The organism is Winogradskyella sp. (genome assembly GCF_013042245.1).
In the GTDB taxonomy this organism is placed as follows: domain Bacteria; phylum Bacteroidota; class Bacteroidia; order Flavobacteriales; family Flavobacteriaceae; genus Winogradskyella.
Map to the genome: position 1 here is coordinate 1 of NZ_JABDQL010000041.1, position 21,194 is coordinate 21,194.

16 protein-coding genes are annotated in these 21,194 nt (G+C 34.1%); 10 read left to right on the forward strand and 6 right to left on the reverse strand.

The window, feature by feature from the left end; genetic code table 11:
- Positions 1 to 92: 92 nt before the first annotated feature.
- From HKP48_RS03730 to HKP48_RS03750, 5 genes are all read left to right on the forward strand, one after another.
- Entirely contained in the window at positions 93 to 947 is an 855-nt protein-coding gene (locus HKP48_RS03730) for a PA0069 family radical SAM protein (protein WP_296342962.1), read from the forward strand.
- 68 nt (positions 948 to 1,015) lie between these two features.
- Positions 1,016 to 2,326 (forward strand): vanadium-dependent haloperoxidase, encoded by a 1,311-nt coding sequence (locus HKP48_RS03735; RefSeq protein ID WP_296342964.1) that lies wholly within the window; start codon positions 1,016 to 1,018, stop codon positions 2,324 to 2,326.
- 6 nt (positions 2,327 to 2,332) lie between these two features.
- Positions 2,333 to 5,701, forward strand: a complete 3,369-nt coding sequence (locus HKP48_RS03740) for a VCBS repeat-containing protein (protein WP_296342967.1) — start codon at positions 2,333 to 2,335, stop codon at positions 5,699 to 5,701.
- Positions 5,702 to 6,093: 392 nt separating this feature from the next.
- Positions 6,094 to 6,972, forward strand: a complete 879-nt coding sequence (locus HKP48_RS03745) for an AraC family transcriptional regulator (protein WP_296343004.1) — start codon at positions 6,094 to 6,096, stop codon at positions 6,970 to 6,972.
- On the forward strand, positions 6,965 to 7,138 hold the full coding sequence (locus HKP48_RS03750) for a hypothetical protein (protein ID WP_296342969.1): 174 nt from the start codon (positions 6,965 to 6,967) through the stop codon (positions 7,136 to 7,138). The genes HKP48_RS03745 and HKP48_RS03750 overlap by 8 nt, the downstream gene beginning before the upstream one ends.
- 1 nt (position 7,139) lies before the next feature.
- Here HKP48_RS03750 and HKP48_RS03755 read toward each other — a convergent pair whose 3' ends face one another.
- The 4 genes from HKP48_RS03755 to HKP48_RS03770 form a co-directional block, all read right to left on the reverse strand.
- Complete coding sequence (locus HKP48_RS03755; RefSeq protein WP_296342971.1) at positions 7,140 to 7,790, reverse strand: HD domain-containing protein; 651 nt, start codon at positions 7,788 to 7,790, stop codon at positions 7,140 to 7,142.
- 17 nt (positions 7,791 to 7,807) lie between these two features.
- Positions 7,808 to 8,788, reverse strand: a complete 981-nt coding sequence (locus HKP48_RS03760; protein ID WP_296342973.1) for an acyl-ACP desaturase — start codon at positions 8,786 to 8,788, stop codon at positions 7,808 to 7,810.
- An 18-nt stretch (positions 8,789 to 8,806) separates the two neighbouring features.
- The gene (locus HKP48_RS03765) at positions 8,807 to 9,541 is read right to left on the reverse strand and encodes a lysophospholipid acyltransferase family protein (protein WP_296342975.1); all 735 of its coding nucleotides are present in this window, start codon (positions 9,539 to 9,541) and stop codon (positions 8,807 to 8,809) included.
- A gap of 64 nt (positions 9,542 to 9,605) precedes the next feature.
- Complete coding sequence (locus HKP48_RS03770) at positions 9,606 to 10,016, reverse strand: BrxA/BrxB family bacilliredoxin (RefSeq protein ID WP_296342977.1); 411 nt, start codon at positions 10,014 to 10,016, stop codon at positions 9,606 to 9,608.
- Positions 10,017 to 10,300: 284 nt separating this feature from the next.
- Here HKP48_RS03770 and HKP48_RS03775 point away from each other — a divergent pair, with 284 nt between their 5' ends.
- The 5 genes from HKP48_RS03775 (at position 10,301) to HKP48_RS03795 (ending at position 15,713) form a co-directional block, all read left to right on the forward strand.
- Entirely contained in the window at positions 10,301 to 11,092 is a 792-nt protein-coding gene (locus tag HKP48_RS03775) for a TerB family tellurite resistance protein (protein ID WP_296342979.1), read from the forward strand.
- A gap of 305 nt (positions 11,093 to 11,397) precedes the next feature.
- The gene (locus HKP48_RS03780; RefSeq protein ID WP_296342982.1) at positions 11,398 to 13,752 is read left to right on the forward strand and encodes a TonB-dependent receptor; all 2,355 of its coding nucleotides are present in this window, start codon (positions 11,398 to 11,400) and stop codon (positions 13,750 to 13,752) included.
- A 5-nt stretch (positions 13,753 to 13,757) separates the two neighbouring features.
- Complete coding sequence (locus tag HKP48_RS03785) at positions 13,758 to 14,225, forward strand: thioredoxin fold domain-containing protein (RefSeq protein WP_296342984.1); 468 nt, start codon at positions 13,758 to 13,760, stop codon at positions 14,223 to 14,225.
- Positions 14,226 to 14,227: 2 nt separating this feature from the next.
- Positions 14,228 to 14,887 carry a metal-dependent transcriptional regulator gene (locus tag HKP48_RS03790; protein WP_296342986.1) on the forward strand — a complete coding sequence of 220 codons (660 nt, stop codon included), beginning with the start codon at positions 14,228 to 14,230 and terminating at the stop codon, positions 14,885 to 14,887.
- A 4-nt stretch (positions 14,888 to 14,891) separates the two neighbouring features.
- A complete protein-coding gene (locus HKP48_RS03795) occupies positions 14,892 to 15,713 on the forward strand; it encodes a ZIP family metal transporter (RefSeq protein ID WP_296342988.1) in 822 nt (273 codons plus the stop codon).
- A gap of 6 nt (positions 15,714 to 15,719) precedes the next feature.
- Here HKP48_RS03795 and HKP48_RS03800 read toward each other — a convergent pair whose 3' ends face one another.
- Positions 15,720 to 16,856 carry an efflux RND transporter periplasmic adaptor subunit gene (locus tag HKP48_RS03800; protein WP_296342990.1) on the reverse strand — a complete coding sequence of 379 codons (1,137 nt, stop codon included), beginning with the start codon at positions 16,854 to 16,856 and terminating at the stop codon, positions 15,720 to 15,722.
- A gap of 1 nt (position 16,857) precedes the next feature.
- Positions 16,858 to 21,177 (reverse strand): CusA/CzcA family heavy metal efflux RND transporter, encoded by a 4,320-nt coding sequence (locus tag HKP48_RS03805; RefSeq protein ID WP_296342992.1) that lies wholly within the window; start codon positions 21,175 to 21,177, stop codon positions 16,858 to 16,860.
- Between the last annotated feature and the right edge of the window lie 17 nt (positions 21,178 to 21,194).

A 21,194-nucleotide genomic window follows, 5' to 3' on the forward strand; every position in this document is an offset into this window, starting at 1 on the left:
ACTGAAAAATTGATAGCAAATTATGTTAAGGAACAAGGTGTTGAAAAGGATTATAAAAGTTTGAAAAAGAATAATCAATTGAAATTATTTTAATGCCTCGTGGGCTTGCCCCGAGGATTATTTACTGCTATGCACGCAATAGTCACGAGTTTTGGGGTTATGGCGCAGGATTAGATTTTGAAAGAAAAATTCTCGTAAAAAAAGATGCGCCAAAATTATTTGAAGCTCTACTCAAAAAGAAAAGCTGGAAAGCACACACCATTGTAATGTCTCGAAATACAGATTGTTACCAGCCTGTAGAGAGAAAGTTTGAAATCACCAGAAAATGTCTCGAAGTCTTCTTAAAATACAAGCATCTTGTTGGTATTATTACCAAAAATAGTTTAATTCTTCGTGATTTGGATATACTTAAAGCTTTGGCAAAAGACAATCTCATCGTGGTTAATATTTCAATCACTTCACTTTCTGAAGATACAAGACGAATTTTAGAACCCAGAACAGCAACTATTAAAAAAAGGTTAGAGTCTGAAAAAATTTTGAGCGAAAATGGGATTCCTGTTAATGTGATGTTGGCACCTATAATTCCATCAATAAATAGTCATGAGATTTTGCCACTGGCAAAAAAAATTTCAGAACTAGGCGCAAAAAGTATTCCGCATACTATCGTAAGACTTAACGGTGCTATTGGCGAAATATTTACCGATTGGATTAAGAAAACCTTACCTGATAGAGCAGACAAAGTATTAAATCAAATACAAGATTGCCATGGTGGGACCCTAAATGAAAGTCGATATGGAAAGCGTATGCGTGGCGAAGGTGCCATTGCACAACAAATTAATGATATCATGAACTTAGCTAGATTAAAATACTTTAAGGGAAAAGCGATGCCTAAGCTCAATACCAATTCGCATGAAGAATATAAAGATGGGCAGCTTAAACTTTTTTAATCTACAGGTGAGAACCAGTATGGATTAGTTTGATTATTTAATTATATTTAATCACTTAATTAAATACTATGAAATTTAGACTTTTAGTGTTGTTTATCGCCGTTATTTTGTCTTCTTGTAAAGAAGAACTTAAGTCAGATACTCAAGTATTTCAAACTTCAGATTTAAATAATGCCAACACGGTTTTACTAGAAGCTGTTATGGAAGATGCCTTTACGCCACCTGTAGCTAGTCGTATGTATGCTTACGCACACTTAGCGCATTACATAACTATACAAAGTTTACGTAAAGACAGTTTAAATTTAATAACCAACAAAATAAATGGTTTAGAGCAATTCAAAATATCAGAAAGTAAAAATCTAAATCCAGAATTGTCTGCACTTTTAGCGTTTTCAAACGTTGGAAAAAAACTAATTTATTCCGAACATTTCTTTGAAAATTTAAACGATAGTTTAATAACAAAAGCAACTCAATTAGGTCTTACTAAAACTGTTATTAAAAATTCTGAAAACTATGCTGCAAATATTTCAGCACAGCTAAGTGACTGGATTGATAAAGACATGTATACAGAAACAAGAACGTTTTCACGTTTTACAAGTACTAAAAAACCAGAAAATTGGAGAGAAACTCCACCCGACTATACCACAGGTTTAGAACCGCACTGGGATAATATTAGGACAATGGTTATTGACAGCGCAAACGTATTTAAGTATAAGCCATTACCAAAATATAGTACGGATGAAGATTCAGATTTTTATAAAATGGTCTACCAAGTTTACGAAGCTGTAAACAACAAAACGGAAGATACTGAAAAGACAGCTTGGTTTTGGGATTGTAATCCAATAATGACTGTTCATACTGGCCATATGGTAACGACGATTCATAAATTTACGCCGCCAGGACATTGGCTTAATATTGTAAACCAGGTTTCTACAAAAGAGTATTCAGATTATTACACTACAACAAAGGCATATACGCTAACCTCAATGGCAATGTTCGATGCTATAATTGCTGCATGGCATGTAAAATATAGAACAGATTTGGTACGTCCAGTAACTTATATACAAGAAAACATAGACGCAGAATGGACACCTGTTTTGCAAACACCACCGTTTCCAGAATATACAAGTGGGCATAGTGCCACATCAGCTTCTGCGGCAGAAGTTTTATCTTCTATTTATGGAGAGAACTATGCGTTTACAGATAACACACAATTACGTTTTGGATTAGAAGACCGAACCTTCAACTCTTTTAGAGAAGCTGCAAACCAAGTAAATATGAGTCGTTTTTATGGCGGAATTCATTATATACAGGGTGTAGAAGAAGGTGCTAGACAAGGACGAGAAATTGCTAATACTATTTTAAAGAAATTACGATAAAACGGTATGAAGTTTATAAAACATATAAGTTTATCACTCATTTTTATACTTTGTTTTTCATGCAAGGATGAAGCAAAAGAAGAGTCTACTCCAAAAGCATCCAAGAATTCAACAGCACCAAAAATAGATACACATTCCTTATTCACGTATTTAGAACCTTCGACAACTAATATTGATTTTAAAAATATAATTGATGAAACCGAGTCGTTCAACTTCATTCTGTATGCATATTTATATAACGGCGGAGGTGTCGCTGTAGGTGATATAAATAATGATGGACTTGACGATATTTACTTTACTGGAAATACGGCTAGCGATAAATTGTATCTCAATCAAGGAAATTTTAGATTTAAAGATATAACAGCAACGGCAAAAGTTGGTGGAGGAAAAGGTTTTAAAACTGGGGTTACAATGGTTGATATTAATAATGATGGTTTTTTAGATATCTATGTTTGTAAATCGGCAGTTTCAAATGAAGGACAGAGAAAAAATAAACTCTACATTAATAATGGGGATTTAACTTTTTCTGAAGAGGCAGAAAATTACGGCTTGGCAGATTCTGGACATTCTGTACAGGCCTATTTCTTTGATTCGGATGGAGATTCAGATTTGGATGTCTTTGTATTGAATCATACAGAAAATATGCTAGAGTCTAATATGCTCAAAGTTTCTAAAGATAAAGATGGTGTTTTGGGTATTGCAGTGCTGGATGATTATACTGGAAGAACAGACCGTTTTTATGTAAATAATGAAAATAAATTTATAGATGAATCTGAGGAAGCTGGCATTTTAAGTGATGCTTTTGGACTTAGTGCCGTTGTAGGAGATTTTAACAACGATTTTAAGCCTGATTTGTATGTGTGTAATGATTATTCAATGCCAGATAAGTTATTTATAAATCAAGGGAATAATCAATTTGAAGACGAGTTGAGTTCTTACTTCAGCAATACATCATTTTCTTCAATGGGTTCGGATTATGCAGATGTAAATAATGATGGCAATTTCGATTTAATGACATTGGACATGTCGCCAAATAAAAATGATAGGCGAAAAATGATGATAATGCCACAAAATTACAATAAGTACGAAAAAATGATGAAGTATGGCTTTGGAGCCCAATTTACAGCCAATGCTTTGCAAATTAATAGTGGATCAAATACGTTTTCAAATATTGGCTTTTTAGATAATTTGGCGCAAACAGAGTGGAGTTGGAGTGTGCTTTTAGCAGATTATGATAATGATGGTCTTAAAGATATACATATAACAAATGGCTACCTAAGAGATGTAACCAATAATGATTATGCGAGGTATAAAATGGATGAGCTTCAGAAAAAGCTCAACCAAAAACAGATTACTTTAAAACAATGGATTGAAGAGATTCCTAGTATTGCTGTACCTTCATTTCTTTTTAAAAATAAAGGCAATACCAAGTTTGAAGATGTCTCCAAAGAATGGAATAGTGGTAAACCCACATTTTCAAATGGCGCAGCGTATTCAGATTTAGATAATGATGGTTTTTTAGATATTGTAGTTAATAATATTAATGAGGTACCGTTTGTTATGAAAAATAATGGCAAGCAACAGCTTCAGAATAATTTTATTTCCTTGGATTTTGAATTTATAAAAGGTAAAAACTTTCAAGGAACAATAGGTAAATTAACACTCTCAGACGGAACAGTTTTAAAAGAACAATATAACCCGACAAGAGGCTTCTTGTCTTCATCACAACACAAACTTCATTTTGGTATAAAAGAAGGACTTACCACCCAAAGTCTCGAGATTATATGGCCAGACAAATCGATTCAGGTTATTGATAAGCCCCAGTTGAATGAATTTATAACCATCCAGTATAACCCAACTTCAAGACTTAACGAAGAGCAAGTGAGAGCTATTTATTTTGAAGATAAGTCGAGTCTACTTGGTAACAAATTTTCACATAAAGAAAATGAGTTTACAGACTTTAAGCGTGAGGCTTTGTTGCACCATAAATATAGTGAAGAAGGTCCAGCAGTAGCAATTGCAGATGTTAATGGAGACGGGTTAGAAGATGTTTATTTTGGTGGAGCAAAAGATTTTTCAGGAAAGTTATTATTGCAAAATAAAAATGGACGCTTTTCTCAAAAAGAAATCCTAGATTTTGAAGTAGACAAAACACATGAAGATACCGACGCCATTTTCTTTGATGCAAACAATGATGGAAACATAGATTTGTATGTGGTAAGCGGTGGAAATGAAAGTAGTGCAAATACAAGGAATTATTTAGACAGAATGTATTTCGGCAACGGAAAAGGTGATTTTAGTCGTGTTAGAAATGTGTTACCAGAAATTTATACCAGTGGTGCAGTTGTTAAAGTTGAAGACATAGATGGAGATGGACAACAAGATGTTTTTATTGGCTCTAGAGTTACACCAGGTCGTTATCCGATAACACCTAGAAGTTATATTCTTAAAAATGAAAATGGGCTATTTAAAGATATAACGAGTGTTTGGGCAAAACAAATATCCAATATTGGTATGGTTACCGATGCAGAGTTTGCAGATTTAGATAATGATGGAATAAAAGAATTAATTATTGCAGGCGAGTGGCTACCAATTTCAGTATTTAAATTTGAAAATGGAGCTTTTAAAAATAAAACAAAAGAATTCGGACTAGACCAAAAAGTAGGTTGGTGGAATTCGGTTACCGTAAGCGATGTCAATGGTGACGGCTACAAAGATATTGTTGCAGGAAACTTGGGTTTAAACTCAATATTTAAAGCATCTTCTTCTGAACCTGTAGAGTTGTATTACAAAGATTTTGATAATAACGGTAGTATCGATCCAGTAATTACAACTTATGCTGATGGCGTTAGCTATCCGCTTCATAACCGTGATAGAATGTTAGACCACATGGTAATGCTCAAAAAACGTTTTACACGTTATGAGCCTTATGCAAATGCTACAATCAATGATATTTTCACACCACAAGAACTACAGAATGTGAGTGTATTAAAGGCCAATCACTTTCAACACACACTCTTTGTCAATCAAAATGGAAAAGGGTTTATGGCTAAAAATCTACCAGCAGAAACACAAATCTCAGTATTAAATGATGCTATAGTTACAGACCTTAATGGAGATAATAAAGTAGATATTATCACTGGCGGAAACTTCTTTGGTACAGATGCCGAATATGGTCGATATGATGCTTCAATTGGAGCGACTTTAATCAATAGCGGGAATTCCATTTTTGAGATTTTAAAACCTCTTGAGACTGGTTTAAACATAGGAGGAAACGTTCAACATTTAAAGCAAATTAAAGTTGCAGATAAATCGCATATCTTGGTAGTTAGAAACAATGATGCCTCAAGCTTAATCAAAATAAAAAACGACTAATACTTTGTGATTTTTGAGTATAAATCTTTACTGTCTTGTATCCACAATGTTATGCAATAGAAAGAGCGGACTCACTAAAATAAAGACAATCAATAAAATAGGACTTAATAGTAATAACAAAATAATCTTTTTCATAGCATTTTTATTTGTTTTACAAATACAAATATCGGAGAGAATTTGATGTAAAATGATTACAAAATTGATTGATTACTACAGAATCTTAACCTTTTTTTGATTACATAAACTACAAAATTTCTTATATTTCAATTCTATTTTATATGCTATATTATTATTTTACAGTCCTTTAAACGTAAAAAAAGATAATATAGCATACTTTTTTAATAATTTTGAACACATCTCTTGTTTATCATAAGTCTAACTTTGTTACTGTTGTGAAAAAGCGAAAACCAGTCTTAGAGAAAATAACTCCTGCTTTTGGCAGTTCTATTCACGTTCATAAACACGGTGCTTATGTTGGTGAAAGTAAACCATATTGGCATTATCATCCTGAGATTGAATTGGTTTATATAAATAAAGGTAAAGGCAAGCGTCACATTGGTAACCATTTATCATACTATAACAATAGCCAGTTACTACTCTTAGGTTCTAACTTACCCCATTATGGTTTTGTGGATCGTTTAACATTAAATGGGTCAGAAACTGTAGTCCAATTTCGACCTAACTTTTTAGGTAACGATTTTTTTAATATACCAGAAATGACAGAAATTAGCCATCTTTTAGAACGTTCTAAAATGGGCATTCTATTTGGCATAAACACTAAGGAAAAGTTAGGCTCTAAGATTGAGGATTTAGCATCTAAATCAGGAATAGAGAAAATTTTGTCTTTACTTGAAATTCTTAATGAGTTAACAAACTCAGAAGATTATAAAGTATTAAATGCAGATGGTTTCGTGTTTGAAATACAGCCTCAAGACAATACAAAGATTAACGTGATTTATAAACATATTAATGAAAATTTTCATAGGCATATTAGTTTGAATGAAATGTCCGAAAAGGTAAGTATGTCTATACCGGCATTTTGTAGGTATTTTAAAAAAGTCACCGGCAAAACGTTTACTAAATTGGTAAATGAATATAGAATTGTACACGCTACCAAACTTTTATCAGAAAGTCAACTAAGCATAACGGATATAAGTTTTGAATGTGGATTTAATAATTTCTCCCATTTTAATAAACTCTTTAAAGAGTTTACGGGTAAAAGTGCCTCTAAATATAGAAGTGAATTAAAATTAATGGTGACCCATGAATGACAAGATAAATATTGCCTTAAAATACTATACTATCAAGCAAAAAGAAATTTTGAATATCGTGAATTTTAGCTCAGAGCTTAATACTGAAGATATAATTCATTATGGTGAAGAGCTCAATATTATTGAAAATAAGATGACAGCTCTTGAAGTTGCAAAAGAAAACTAATCTAATGTTTGCCGTTCCATTCTGCATAAAATTGTTCTAAAAAACCTTTCATATACTGATGTCTATTTGCGGCAATTTGTTTTCCAGTTTTAGTATTCATCTTATCTTTTAAAAGAAGTAATTTCTCGTAAAAGTGATTAATAGTTGGCGTATCAGAAGTTTTGTATTCTTCTTTAGACATGTTGAGATTTGGTTCAATTTCAGGATGATACAGCGCTCGATTCTTAAAACCTCCATAATTAAAACATCTAGCAATTCCAATAGCACCAATAGCATCTAACCTATCTGCATCTTGGACGACTTCTAGTTCTTTAGAGGTGAATTTTTCGCCTTTTTCAAAAGTGTTTTTAAAAGACATGTTTTCAATAATAGCAATGACGTGTTCAATTATTTTACTGCCTACATTTTGCTTGAATAAAAACTCACAAGCAATCTTTGGTCCAACCGTTTCATCGCCATTATAAAATTTTGGGTCAGCAATATCATGTAATAAAGCTGCGAGAGACACAACTGTTAAATCTACATTTTCTTGTTCTGCTATGAGTAACGTATTTTTATACACGCGCTCAATATGAAACCAATCGTGTCCGCCTTCAGCATTTTTGAGTTCGGACTTTACAAACGTGATTGTATTTTCAATGAGTTTACTCATATCTAAATCAAAAAAAATTATGCCGGCTTAACCCATTTAAATTGATAAGAGTTTTCAGGGATTTTTATGCGTTCAGCCAAACGCATCATACGCGATGGCAGTTTCATTAGGTAGTCCCTAGCTTTCTCTGCCTCATCAGATAAGTCATTAATATTGCCAATATCCCAACGCACAATTAGCTTTTGTAATATATCTACATAATCAGCGGAGGTATAAACACCAATCCGTTGCGCAGTGTTAGAGAATTCTTCAAAAGCCGTACTAATTTTATTGCTAGATTCTCTTAAAAAATGGGCTGGCATTGTAATTTTTTGTTTCATCATATAATGAAATGCCATCATCATTTGGCTTGGGTCAACGGTAAAAATCCGTTCAACAAATTCTGAATAGGCATGATGATGACGCATCTCGTCGCCTGATATAATTTTGCACATTTTTGCGAGTTGCTTATTGCCTTTTTCTTTAGCTAATTTTGCAACACGGTTGTGCGAAATATAAGTAGCAAGTTCCTGAAAACTAGTATAAATAAAGTTTTTATAAGGGTCTCTGTCCGTGCCGATATCAAAGCCATCAGCGATAAGATATTGAGTTGTTTTTTCTATCTCTTTCATGTTTACACGACCAGATAAATAGAGGTATTTATTTAACACATCGCCGTGTCTGTTTTCTTCAGCAGTCCAATGTCTCACCCATTTAGACCAGCCGTTGCGCTCCACTTGTCCAACACCCTCAACATCCATTAACCAGGATTCGTAAGTTGGTAGCGCTTCTTCGGTAATCATATCTCCTACTAAAACGACCCAAAAATCATAAGGCATTTCTTTAGATAGTTCTCTAATTTCTTTGACCTCCTCAAAGAAAGTATCTTTTTCAGAATTTGGAAGAAAGTCAGTAGGTTGCCAAATTTTTTCAACAGGGATTAAGTATTTCTCAATAAGTGATTCCACATCTTTTTCTAGATGCTTCATAACTTCTAAACGTATGTTTTTAATAGACATAGGATGGGGTTTTAATTGCTATATTTCGATAGCATCAGTAATTGTTTTTTCAACCTGCTCAATAAGTTCAGCCTTATTTGTAAAGGTAGACAATTCTAGAGGCTCATGCACCGTAAATTTGATATGATTACCGACACCCATAGGAAATTTTCCGTAACGTAACATCTTCCAAGAGTTATTTACCGTGATGGGTACAATTAATGCAGATGGTATTTTTTTAAATAATATCTCTAAACCTTTAGTTTTAAAAGGTTTTGGAGTACCATCTTTACTTCGTGTGCCTTCAGGAAATATAACCGCAGCCCGATTGTTTTTTTCAATATACTCGCCAAACTTCATCATGTCAGGCAAGGCTTGTCGCGGATTTTTTCGGTCAATTAAAACCGAGCCACCATGGCGCAAATTATACGATACACTTGGTATGCCTTTTCCTAGTTCTTTTTTACTGACAAACTTAACATGATGCTTACGCATGTACCACATAATAGGAGAGATATCGTACATACTTTGATGGTTAGATATAATAATTAACGGTTTGTTTGTAGGGATATTGAAACTGTTAGTAAAAGTGAAACGCGTTCCTAAAAGATTGAGACAGCGTAATAAAAAAAACTGTAACCAGTTGACACTAATTTTGTGCGCTTTGTAGCCAAATACATTAAAACAAAACCATTGTATCGGATGAAAAATCACTAAGGTTAAGCCAAAAAATAAAAAGTAAATAACCGTAAGAGGATAAGCAAGTATTTTCATAGTGGTGTAAAATTAAAAAACCACGATAAAAATCGTGGTTTAAATTTAAAATCTTAACTAAAAACTAGCAATGCTCATTATAAGCATCCATTAAGTTTTCTGCAATTAGTTCTGCAGGGCGACCTTCAATATGGTGACGCTCTAGCATGTGTACTAATTCGCCATCTTTAAACAATGCCATACTCGGCGAGCTAGGAGGAAACGGTACCATGTGCGCTCTGGCTTGATTCGTCGCTTCTCTATCTACGCCAGCAAAAACCGTCACTAAATTATTTGGACGCTTAGCGTTTTCTAAACTCATGCGCGCGCCTGGTCTTGCGTTAGCTGCAGCACAACCACAAACCGAATTTACAACTACTAAAGTTGTTCCTTCTTTTGCAATAGCTGCATCTACAGCCTCTGTTGTATGTAATTCTTCAAAACCTACGTTGGTTAAATCTTCACGCATTGGTTTTACTAATTCTGGTGGATACATATTTTTTCTTTTTAAAGTCAATTTGAAATGCAAAGATAACTAAAATAGGTGTAAATTAGTAACAGTTAGGTAAGCAGTTTATATGGTATTATTGTCTTTAGTTATGGTTTTTTGGGCGTTTTCTCCTTCGCTAAAACTGCGGATAACCAGAGCTTCTCGACAGTAGCTCTCAACGAGAAGCTTCAACAAAGCCTTCACCCTTAATACGAGCATTGTAACAAAACAACAGATATTTCAACTAACAATAGTATCTTTAACCTTTGAAAAAAAATTAGAATATAAGAATGAGTTTTGCAAAATGGATAGGCGCTGCAATTGGTTGGTCTTTTGGAGGACCAATAGGTGCCATTATTGGTATGGCGTTAGGCAGTGTTGTAGATAATGCTACAGATTCTAGTCCGCTTTTAGGAGAACGACAAGCCGGAAAAAAACGTCGTCGAGACCCATATAAACAACCAACATATCAGAGACAAAGACAACAACGCACGCAAACACGCTCTGGTGATTTTGAAGTGAGTCTTTTAATTCTTGCTTCGGTTGTTATAAAAGCCGATGGTAAACAAGATCAACGCGAACTTGATTTTGTGCGTCAGCAGTTTACCAATATGTATGGTAAAGATCGCGCAAATAATGCCTTTAGATTATTTAAAGGTATAACTAAGCAGAATATTTCTACACGTCAGGTTTGTATGCAGATTAAGCAAATGATGGATCACGCTTCACGTTTGCAATTACTTCACTTTCTGTTTGGGATTGCTAAAGCGGATGGTTTAGTCACTCAAGACGAAATAAAACAAATCTACACCATAGCTGGATATTTAGGTATCAGCAGTCGAGATTACGAGAGCATAAAAGCCATGTTCTACAACAGTACAAACAATGCTTACAAGATTTTAGAAATCGATAAAACTGTTCCTGATGATGAGGTAAAACGCGCATATCGTAAAATGGCGAAAAAGTATCATCCAGACCGTTTGAGTCACCTAGGTGAAGAGCATAAAGAAGGTGCTGAAGAGAAATTTAGACAAGTACAAGAAGCCTACGACCACATCCAAAAAGAACGTGGGTTTAAATAAAAAAACTATTAGGTCTTCCGTTTCTTTTCCCTCTTTTCGATATACTTAAAATAGCGCTGTGTTTTCTGCTTTTTGTAAAATAGAACACACAAAACAAATACTCCTATAATAATCAAGCCGCCTTGCCCTATTGTGTAATCGTAGAGTTTCATTGCTTGAAATAGAAAGTACAATAGTCGTAATTTTTATTTATACTCAAAATATATAGAATACAAACGCATCTTATATCTCCAAAATAGTTAAACGAATTCTAAATTTTTAGGCTAATCTAAAATTATATTTATATTTACAAAAAATTAATTTAGATGTCTTTAAGAATTGTAATATTCTTCTTTTTTATAACTACAGTTTTTTCGCAAGATGTAACTGTAAAAGGTAAAGTGATTAATAATCAAACACCTGTTATTTATACAACTATAAGTTTCAAAAAACGGCAAAAAACATATATAAGTAACACTGACAAAAACGGAAATTTTAGTTTAAAAATTCCATTAGGAACTTACGAAGTTAGCTCAACTTCACTTGGGCTAAAAGTCAAAACTCAAACCATTACAATTGATGCAAACAACCAAAATAATCTCAAGATTTTCTTGGTTGAAGATTTATTAGGATTGGATGAAATTGTAGTGAGTGCGACTAGAAACCGAGTCAATAAAAAAGAAGCGCCAATCATTGTAAATACACTCGGAGAAAAACTTATAAGTGCCACTCAAGCATTAGCAGTCTCAGAGAGTTTGAATTATTCGCCTGGTGTTCGCGTAGAAAATAATTGTCAAAACTGTGGATTTACACAAGTTAGGCTTAACGGTTTAGACGGGAGTTATTCGCAAATATTAGTTAATAGTAGATCAGTTTTTAGTGCGCTTAACAGTGTGTATGGTTTGGAGCAGATACCAACACAAATCATTGACCGTGTGGAGATTGTGCGAAGCGGTGGCTCGGCATTATTTGGCTCCAATGCCATTGCAGGTACGGTTAATATCATTACAAAAGACCCAGTTTTAAATACTTGGGAAATAGGTACTTATTTAGGACTTATTAATGGCGAAATACCAGACCGTGTTATCAATTTTAATACGTCATTGGTTGCTGATGATTTAAATAGTGGTGCGACATTTTTTGGTATTCATCGCAATAGAGAAGAATGGGATGCTAATCGAGATGGTTTTACCGAAATGGTAGAATTAAGAAATACCACTTTTGGTACCAAATTGTACTACAAGCCTACCGATAGAAGTCGTTTAACTGTAGATGCTACAATATTAAACGAATACCGACGAGGTGGCGACCGTTTAGATTTAGCACCACATCTTACAGACATAACTGAAGAGTTAACACACAATACTGTAATGGCTGGTGTAAGCTATGATTTTAGCAATGAGGCTAATACACATAATTATTCCATTTACAGCTCGGTTCAATACACCAATCGTGACAGTTACTATGGAGGTCTTGGTGGTGGGCGCACAACGCAAGATAGCCTTACAGCTTTAAATGCTTACGGTATTACTAAAGACTTAGCTTTGGCAAATGGTTTTCAGTTTACAAAACAGTTTAAGAGAGATGTTTTTACTGCTGGAACAGAATTTAATATAAGTACAACTGAAGATGTTATTCCTGGATATAATAGGCTAATTGACCAAAAGGTAAACGCTACAGGAGCTTATGCACAATACGAGTATAAACCTAATCAAAAATTTTCAGCACTTATCGGTTCACGGCTGGATTACATCAATGTAGATGGTATTTACCAAGTAGATACTATTGAAAGAGACGTAGATATTTCTCAAGTTACTATTAACCCTAGGTTAACATTGGCTTATGAGTTTACAAATGACTTAAAATTTAGAGGTGGTTACGCTAGAGGCTTTCGAGCACCTCAGGCTTTTAATGAGGATTTACATATATCATCTGTTGGTGGAGAGCCACAGTTTGTTATTTTATCTAATGACTTAGAAGCAGAATTTTCTAATGCCTTTACAGGTTCTCTAAATCTTACTAAAGAATTCAATTTAACCCAAACCAACTTTTTGTTAGAAGGATTTTACACGACTCTAGAAAATCCGTTTATATTGGTAAGTACAGGTGTACAGTTTAGTAATGGGTCAATTTTGGAAGAAGTGCGAAATGGTGAAGGCGCTCGAGTTTATGGTGCTAATTTCGAGTTTGGTGTATCACCTTCAAAAAAGTGGTTGTTTCAGATAGGAGGAACCGTTCAGCGTTCTGAATATGATGAGCCACAAATTCTATTTGAAGCAGACGGTACAAACCTATCAGAAAATGATATTTCGGTTTCAGAATTTGTACGAAACCCTAATTTGTACGGATACTTAAATACCAATTGGACACCAAACTACCGCTATACTCTTTCTATAACAGGAACCTATACTGGCAAAATGACTGTGCCACGTGTCATTAGCGACTCGGGATTTTTGAGTTTAAATGAATCCAATACCTTTTTTGATTTGAATATTAATGCCGAAGCCCATTTTGATGTTTCTGATGATTTTCAGTTGACTTTGAATGCAGGTATCAAAAATATGTTCAATAGTTTTCAGGATGATTTTGATGTTGGCGCTACCAGAGATTCTGACTATGTATATGGACCAGCATTTCCAAGAACATTATTTTTTGGAGTGAAAATCGGTAAATTTCACTAGTAAATATGAAGAGACTCGTACTTTTAATAGGTTTACTTTTGATGTTTTCAACTTTTGCTCAAAACGAAAAATTACAATGGTTAAGCTTTCCAGAATTGGAAACTGCGCTAAAAGACCAACCCAAAAGGGTGTTTATTCATTTTTATGCAGACTGGTGTGTGTATTGCAAAAAAATGGAAAAGGTCGTCTACACAAAACCAAATATTACCTCTAAACTAAAAGAAGATTACTACGTCATTAAGTTTAACGTAGAATCTGAAGAAAGTATCTTGTTTGGAGGTAAAACATTTATAAATAGTGATGATGGAATGAAAAGACAAGCCTATCATGAGATTGCTAATTTATTGGCAGGACAAAAAAATAAATCTTTGGAGTTACCAGCAATTGTTATTTTAGACGAAAATTTTGAAATTGAAAAACGATTTTTCAGATATATTCCACCAAAAGAAATGCTTTATATCTTAAGTAATTAAAGATGTCAACAACACTTACAGAAGAAAATTATTTAAAAGCTATTTATCACATTAGTCAGCAAAGCAAATCGGAGGTAAGCACTAATGCTATCGCCGAACGTATAGATGCTAAAGCTTCTTCTGTTACTGATATGTTGAAGAAGTTGGCCGATAAGAGTTTAATTACTTATGTAAAATACAAAGGCGTTACCCTAACAGAAACAGGACGTTTAACAGCCGTCGATATTATTAGAAAGCACAGACTATGGGAAGTGTTTTTGGTAGAAAAATTAAATTTTTCATGGGATGAAGTACATGATGTTGCGGAGCAGTTAGAGCATATAAAGTCACCTAAACTTATAGCCGAGATAGATGCTTTTTTAGGTTTTCCTACGCAAGACCCACATGGAGACCCAATACCAGATAAATTTGGGAATATTCAACAAACAAATAAGATTATTCTATCCAAGGCAGATGTAGGTCAAGTTTACACATGCGTAGGCGTCTTAGACTCGTCATCAGAGTTTTTGAAATACTTAGACAAGCATCAAATAGGAATTGGAACCGAATTAAAAGTAGTAGATAAAGAAGAATTTGACCAATCTTTGACTATAGAAATAGCGTCAAATTCATTAGTAATGTCAAAAGCAATCACCACAAATATTTACGTAAAAAAAATATAAAATTATGGATAGTGTTATTCAGTATTTTGAATCTATTGACCCAGTTCTAGGCGCATTTTATGCGTCATTATTTACTTGGATTTTAACCGCATCAGGAGCATCTTTAGTTTTCTTTTTTAAAGGAATGAACCGTGCTTTACTTGATGGAATGCTAGGTTTTACAGGTGGTGTAATGGTGGCGGCTAGTTTTTGGAGTCTGTTAGCGCCAGGAATAGAGATGAGTCCAGGAGAAGGTTTTGTAAAAGTGGTACCTGCGGCTATTGGTTTTTCTTTAGGAGCATTATTTTTATTTGGCTTAGATAAGATATTACCTCACTTACACATCAATTTTAAGGAAGATGAAAAAGAAGGCGTAAAAACTCCTTGGAGACGTACTACCCTATTAGTACTAGCAATAACCTTACACAATATTCCCGAAGGTTTGGCAGTTGGTGTATTGTTTGGTGGTGTAGCTGCAGGAATTCCAGAAGCTACCATTGGTGGTGCTGTTGCTTTAGCTTTAGGTATTGGTATACAAAATTTCCCTGAAGGTTTAGCAGTTTCCATGCCTTTGCGTCGTCACGGTATAGGACGCTTTAAAAGTTTTTGGTACGGCCAAATGTCTGCTATTGTAGAGCCTATTGCAGCTGTGGTAGGTGCACTGGCGGTTACTTTTTTTCAACCAATTTTACCTTACGCATTGGCGTTCGCTGCTGGCGCTATGATATTTGTTGTTGTCGAGGAAGTAATCCCTGAAACTCAAAGAGATAAGTACACCGACATCGCTACATTAGGATTTATAGGTGGCTTTATTGTTATGATGACATTAGATGTTGGTCTTGGATAAGAACATTTATTCTTCTGTGTTACCTTCCATTAGCATACCAATGCCCTTAACTAAAATCTGTTTTTTTGTAAATGCTTTTGTATTTAGAATTTCAACAGAGTTTTCATTTTGTTTACCTAAACGGACCTTTACTCTTTTAAAGTGATATTCTTCATTTACGTTTTTATCTAAAATAAGAACAGAATGCTCTCTATCTATATTTACAATAGCTTGGTTTGGTAAGCTGAGACTTTCTGTATGTGCAATAATAATAGTTGCTTCAACGAACATGCCAACAATGAAATTAGCCAAGTCTTTATCTACGTGTCCGTGCACTTGTATGCGTCTTGTGGTTTCGTCTATTGTTGTACCAACTAAATGGACTTCAGCCTCATAGGATTTGTTGGAAGCTTCAGGGACTTTAAACGCTATTTTTTGGCCTTTTTTAATCTTCATAATGTCTTTTTCAAACACTGACAATTCTAAATGAATATGATCTATGTCTACAATTTCTATGATGATATTACTAGGTGATACATACGTTCCATTACTCACATTTACTTTAGTAATATGTCCGCTAATAGGAGCATATAAATTAATAGTAGAAGTTATTTGTCCTTGCTCTACTGCGTTTGGATTAATATTCATCATCTGTAGTTTTTTACTTAATCCGTTGTAAGTTGCTAAATTACTTTTATACGCACTTTGCGCTTTTAGATAGTTTTTTTCAGAAGTTATTTGCTCAGCAAAAAGTGATCTCTGACGGTTAAATTCAGCTTTTAAATAACTAAGTTGTTCTGTAATTTCAAGGTAATTTTGCTGAATTTCAACATACTCAGGATTTTTTAAACTCACTAATAGCTGTCCTTTTTTTACTTCATCGCCAACTAAAAGGGGTGTTTTTGAAATGTATCCACCAATAAAAGTTGTGACACTAGATTTGTTCTTAGGCGGTACATCTATCATACCTGTAACCTCTATAGTATTGTCGAAGTTTATTGGTTTTAATGTGTCTAAAACCATATTTTGGCTTTCAAATTGCAGTTTTGTTACGATTATACTGTTGCTTTGGATTTTATTGTCTTCAACTGCTTCTGTGTTGTTTTCTTTATTTCCACAGGCTAAAAAAGCAAGTGAAAAGAGTAGTATATATATGTTTTTCATTTTAGTTTATGTTTAACGTCAAGTGGTTTATTGTAATTACAGTTTGATTATAGGTGTTTAAATTTTCAAGGTAAGATAGTTCAATTTCACTAGCAGTTTCAAGACTTTGTACGTATTGAAAAAAGTCAATTTCACCTTCTTTAAACGTACGATTCGCTGTTTTTATAATTTGATTTTTCAGGTCTTCACCTTCATTTTGATAATAATTTACAGCTTCTTCATATTGCTCTAAAGTGGCTAAAAGCGATTTGTACTTAGCGTCCAACTTTGATTTATAATCTCGTTGTTGCTCTGAGATAATATCTTTGCTGATTTTTGAAGCTTTAATTTTTGAAGCATTTCCAGAAAAAAACAATGGAATTTTTAAACCCAATTGATAGCCTTTAATAGTGGTGTTTATTTGGTCGTTACTACCTTGAAAGTATTCTAAACTGATATCTGGAAGTAAGTTTTGTTTTTCTTGTTGATATAAAGCACTTTGATATTTTTTTGCTTCTTCAAAATACTGTAAGCCAACATTGTTTTTCGTTGAAATTGTTTCTAACTCTAACTGTTTTAAAGGCTGATTAACAATATCTAAAGTATCTACTTGTACCACACTTTTTAGTTGCTCTTTTGAAAAAACAACTTCTTTTAATGCTTGCTTGTATAGTGTCTCTAGTTGTTTTTGTTTGGATTTGGCGGTAATCATTTCTAGGTAATTGGTTTCGCCTAACTCAAAACGTCGTTTAGATTTTTTAGCAAAATCTTTATACAAACTATCTAAATACTGATAGGTTTTCGCCTTATTTTTTGTATAACTTAGCTGGTAGTAATTAGCGTAAACGGCTTGCTTTATTTGCTTAAACTGAAGATTATAATGGGTTTCTTCAAGATTAGCTCTTGCCTTATTTGCCTTTTTTTGCTTAAAATATACAGTCGGGAATTTAAAATCTTGCGCCACGCCAAATACTTTTAATGGTTGGTTGTTTACCGCCAAATTGTTTTCATCATAACTATAGTATACAGACGTTTTATCAAAACTAAAAGCGCTTCCAATTAAGGCCTTACTTTGATCCACTTTTAGGTTCGAAGCTTTTAAACTAGCATTGTTTTCTATTGCTAGCGTTAGGGTTTCTTCAATCGTTAATTTTGATTGCGCTTTGGCATTTATCATGAAAAAGAAACCAATAATGGTAACCACTGCTGTTTTATTTATTTTCAATTCTTTTTTGTTTTCAAACCATGCGTAAAGCACAGGTAGTACGATTAAAGTTAATATGGTTGAGGTAACCAATCCGCCAATAACTACGGTAGCCAATGGACGTTGCACTTCGGCACCAGCATTGGTAGAAACCGCCATTGGTAAAAACCCTAAGGCTGCTGCGGCAGCAGTGAGTAATACAGGTCTTAAACGTTCTATCGTACCACGTTTTATGCGTTCTTCAATATCATCCACGCCTTCATCTTTTAATTCTTTAAAATGTTCGATTAAAACAATACCGTTAAGTACAGCAATACCAAATAGGGCGATAAAACCAATACCTGCTGAGATACTAAAAGGTAAGTCCCGTAAACATAATAATAAGACGCCACCAACTGCAGATAAAGGAATAGCAGAATATACAAGCAATGCTTCTTTAGCCGAACCAAATGCGAAATAGAGTAGTAGGAAAATTAAAGCTAATGCAATGGGCACTGCCACCATTAATCTAGCTTTGGCACTTTGTAAATTTTCGAACTGACCACCGTAAGAAATGTTGTAGCCAACAGGTAATTTAAGCCGATAGTCAATAATGTTTCTTACATCTTCTACAACTGATTGTAAATCGCGATTACGAACATTAATCCCAACCACAATACGACGTTTGGTACCGTCTCTCGATATTTTAGCTGGTCCAGTTGTATACTTAATATCTGCCAATTCGCTTAAAGGAATTTTTACACCGTTTGGTGTATCTACATACAAATTTTTAAGACTTGCTAGATTCTTTCGGTTGTTTTCATTTAAACGCATGACTAAATCAAAACGTTTTTCGCCTTCAAAAATACTACCAACAGTTTCGCCAGCAAATCCCATTGAAATCACTTGATTTACATCAGAAATATTAAGTCCGTAGCGTGCTATTTTACTTCGGTTAAAAGTCACACTCATTTGCGGTAAACCTTCTACTTTTTCAATAATAATATCGGAAGCACCTTCAACGTTTTTGATAAGTGATTTAATTTCGTCAGCCTGGTATGCTAAAACCGACAAATCTTCACCAAAAACTTTAATGGCTACGTCGGCTCTAACACCTGTAATTAACTCGTTAAAACGCATTTCTATGGGTTGTGTAAATTCTACCTCCATACCAGGTATAACGGTTAGTGCGTCTTTAAATTTATCGGCTAATTCGTTCTTGCTGTTTGCACTTGTCCATTCGTCTTTTGGTTTTAGTTTTATAATTACATCACTTTCTTCCATAGACATCGGGTCTGTTGGGACTTCGGCAGCACCAATACGACTCACGACTTGATTAACTTCTGGGAATTTTTCCAAAAGAATTTGTTCAATTTTGGTTGTAATTTCAATGGTTTTTCCAAGAGAAGTTCCTGTTTTTAATACTGGTTGAATTACAAAATCGCCCTCATCTAAAGTAGGTACGAATTCGCTACCCATTCTACTAAATAAAAAGATGCTTGTTGCTAATAAAACACTCGCAAAAACCACAACTAATTTTTTGTTTTGTAATGCCCAATGTATGGATGGTTTGTACCATGAGTTTAGGGTTTTTATTAACCTTACCGAAATATTTTTATCACTAGGTTTTGTCGGTTTTAAAAATAAAGAAGATACCACAGGAACGTAGGTTAAACACAATAGCATCGCACCAATTAAAGCAAAGCTGAAAGTTAATGCCATAGGTTTAAACATTTTGCCTTCTACACCACTTAATGATAAAATTGGAATAAATACAATTAAAATGATAAGTTGTCCAAAAATGGCAGAATTCATCATTTTTGAGGCACTTTTTAGTGTAATTTGATCAATTTCGGACTGTTTTTCTTCATTATTGACTGTTTTTAGTTTCTCACTTTGTGTGATAATTCTAAACGCAATAAATTCAACAATAATTACAGCACCATCAATAATAATTCCGAAGTCTATAGCCCCAAGGCTCATTAAATTAGCATCTACACCAAATATATTCATCAGTGAAATTGCAAATAGTAAACTTAAAGGAATGACCGATGCTACCACTAAACCAGAACGCAAATTACCAAGGAGTAATACCACAACAAAAATGACGATTAGTGATCCTATTATTAAATTTTCAGATACGGTAAATGTGGTTTTCCCAATTAATTCACTTCGTTCTAAAAAACCGTTGATGTAAACACCTTCTGGTAAGCTTTTTTGTATCTCTGAAACACGTGTTTTTACGGCATCAATAATGGCTTTAGAATTACCGTCTTTAAGCATCATGATTTGGCCCAAAACTTTTTCGCCTTCACCATTTCCAGTAATGGCACCAAAACGGGTAGCGCTACCAAAACCAACTTCGGCAACATCCTTAATATAGATTGGTGTACCGTTGTTTTTAACTACGATTTGCTTAATATCTTCAAGACTTTCTGCTAAACCCTCACCTCGAATAAAGAAGGCTTCATTATTTTTTTCGATATATCCACCACCAGCGACACTATTGTTTTTTTCTAGTGCATCCAAAATTTCGGCAATAGAAATATTCATAGCATTTAGCTTATTTGGATTGATAGCTACTTCGTATTGCTTTAAAAATCCGCCCCAAGTATTGACTTCAACAACACCAGGAATACCAGATAATTGACGCTTAACAATCCAATCTTGAATTGTACGTAATTCGATTGGCGTGTAGCGGTTTTCGTAGCCTTCTTTTACATCAAGAATGTATTGATAAATTTCGCCTAAACCAGTGGTAATTGGTCCCATTTCTGGTGAGCCAAAACCTTCTGGAATTCTCTCTGAGGCCGATTTAATTTTTTCGGCAATAAGTTGTCTGGGAAGATAAGTACCCATATCATCTTCAAATACAATCGTGACAACTGAAAGCCCAAATTTTGAAACCGATCTAATTTCTACGACATCAGGTAAATTAGCCATTTCTAGCTCTACAGGATAGGTGATAAATTGTTCTACGTCTTGCGTAGATAAGTTACGGGATGTGGTAATGACTTGTACTTGATTATTGGTAATATCTGGAACAGCACCAATTGGAATTTGGGTTAAAGAGAAAATCCCAAAACCAATAATAAATGCTGTAAAAAGGAAAATAAGAAGCTTATTGTTTAAGCTAAGTTTTATGATTTTTTGTAACATAATTCATATGTAATAAA

Excerpts from the sequence above, each read along its gene's own strand:
- HKP48_RS03730 (WP_296342962.1), top strand. The coding sequence starts at position 93 with ATGCCTCGTGGGCTTGCCCCGAGGATTATTTACTGCTATGCACGCAAT.
- HKP48_RS03735 (WP_296342964.1), top strand. The coding sequence starts at position 1,016 with ATGAAATTTAGACTTTTAGTGTTGTTTATCGCCGTTATTTTGTCTTCT.
- HKP48_RS03740 (WP_296342967.1), top strand. The coding sequence starts at position 2,333 with ATGAAGTTTATAAAACATATAAGTTTATCACTCATTTTTATACTTTGT.
- HKP48_RS03750 (WP_296342969.1), top strand. The coding sequence starts at position 6,965 with ATGAATGACAAGATAAATATTGCCTTAAAATACTATACTATCAAGCAA.
- HKP48_RS03755 (WP_296342971.1), bottom strand. The coding sequence starts at position 7,790 with ATGAGTAAACTCATTGAAAATACAATCACGTTTGTAAAGTCCGAACTC.
- HKP48_RS03760 (WP_296342973.1), bottom strand. The coding sequence starts at position 8,788 with ATGTCTATTAAAAACATACGTTTAGAAGTTATGAAGCATCTAGAAAAA.
- HKP48_RS03765 (WP_296342975.1), bottom strand. The coding sequence starts at position 9,541 with ATGAAAATACTTGCTTATCCTCTTACGGTTATTTACTTTTTATTTTTT.
- HKP48_RS03770 (WP_296342977.1), bottom strand. The coding sequence starts at position 10,016 with ATGTATCCACCAGAATTAGTAAAACCAATGCGTGAAGATTTAACCAAC.
- HKP48_RS03775 (WP_296342979.1), top strand. The coding sequence starts at position 10,301 with ATGAGTTTTGCAAAATGGATAGGCGCTGCAATTGGTTGGTCTTTTGGA.
- HKP48_RS03780 (WP_296342982.1), top strand. The coding sequence starts at position 11,398 with ATGTCTTTAAGAATTGTAATATTCTTCTTTTTTATAACTACAGTTTTT.
- HKP48_RS03785 (WP_296342984.1), top strand. The coding sequence starts at position 13,758 with ATGAAGAGACTCGTACTTTTAATAGGTTTACTTTTGATGTTTTCAACT.
- HKP48_RS03790 (WP_296342986.1), top strand. The coding sequence starts at position 14,228 with ATGTCAACAACACTTACAGAAGAAAATTATTTAAAAGCTATTTATCAC.
- HKP48_RS03795 (WP_296342988.1), top strand. The coding sequence starts at position 14,892 with ATGGATAGTGTTATTCAGTATTTTGAATCTATTGACCCAGTTCTAGGC.
- HKP48_RS03800 (WP_296342990.1), bottom strand. The coding sequence starts at position 16,856 with ATGAAAAACATATATATACTACTCTTTTCACTTGCTTTTTTAGCCTGT.
- HKP48_RS03805 (WP_296342992.1), bottom strand. The coding sequence starts at position 21,177 with ATGTTACAAAAAATCATAAAACTTAGCTTAAACAATAAGCTTCTTATT.